General features: G+C 67.8%; 1 protein-coding gene. It reads left to right on the forward strand.

The window, feature by feature from the left end; all coding sequences use genetic code 11:
* Positions 1-957 (forward strand): (Fe-S)-binding protein (locus LPW29_RS15180; RefSeq protein ID WP_238628712.1); only part of this gene is annotated, 957 nt, incomplete at both ends.

Here is a 957-nt window from a genome sequence, read left to right on the forward strand (position 1 = left end):
GGATAAGCAGGATAAGCAGGATAAGCAGGACCAGCAGGACCAGCAGGACCAGCAGGACCAGCAGGACCAGCAGGGTCAGCAGGGTCAGCAGGGTCAGCAGGGTCAGCAGGGTCAGCAGGGTCAGCGGGACCAGCAGGATAGGCAGGATAGGCAGGAGGCTGACGGCGCGGCCGGTCAGGGCGCCGCGAAGCCCGCGGCTGCCTCGGTGGTCGCCAAGATGCCGCGTGCCGAGAAAGGCCAGGGAAACAGTCAGGACAAGCTTCCGGTGTTGACTGGCAAGGCCCAGGCCCGGGCCATCACCCTGTTCACCGGCTGCACCGGCGAGGCCCTGGATGCCCAGGCCGTGCAGGCCACCCGTCAGGTGCTGGAATGCCTGGGTTATCGGGTGGCGGTCCCCGAGGGACAGGTGTGCTGCGGTGCTCTGGACCAGCACGCCGGTCGCCCCAAGGCCGCCGCCGACCTGGCGCGGCGCAACCAGGCGCTCATGGGCGGGCAGGGCGGCCCGGTGCTCAGCCTGAACAGCGGCTGCCGGGCACATCTCAAGTCCGAGGCCTATGCCTTCCCCGAGTTGGGCGATCATGCCCTGATGGGCCGGGTGGCCGACCTGTGCGTGTTGCTGGCCAAGGAGGATCTCAAGCCCCTGAAGCTGCGTCGCGAGCCGCTCAAGGTGGCCGTACACACCCCGTGCACCCTGCGCCATGTCCTCAAGGAACACGAGGCCCTGGAGGCCCTGGCCCGTCGTCTGCCGGGTGTGGAAGTGCTCACCCTGCCGGAGAATGCCCTGTGCTGCGGCGCCGCCGGCAGCTACATGCTCACGCATCCTAAAATGGCCGATCAACTGCTGGCGCCAAAACTGGATGCCCTGGCGCAGATGGCGCCGGATGTACTGCTCACCGCCAATGTGGGCTGCGCCATCCATTTCGTCACAGGCCTCAAGCGCCGCCGCCTCCCCATCCA

Origin of the sequence: Ectothiorhodospira sp. 9100 (assembly GCF_022227565.1) — a bacterium.
Lineage (GTDB): Bacteria > Pseudomonadota > Gammaproteobacteria > Ectothiorhodospirales > Ectothiorhodospiraceae > Ectothiorhodospira > Ectothiorhodospira marina.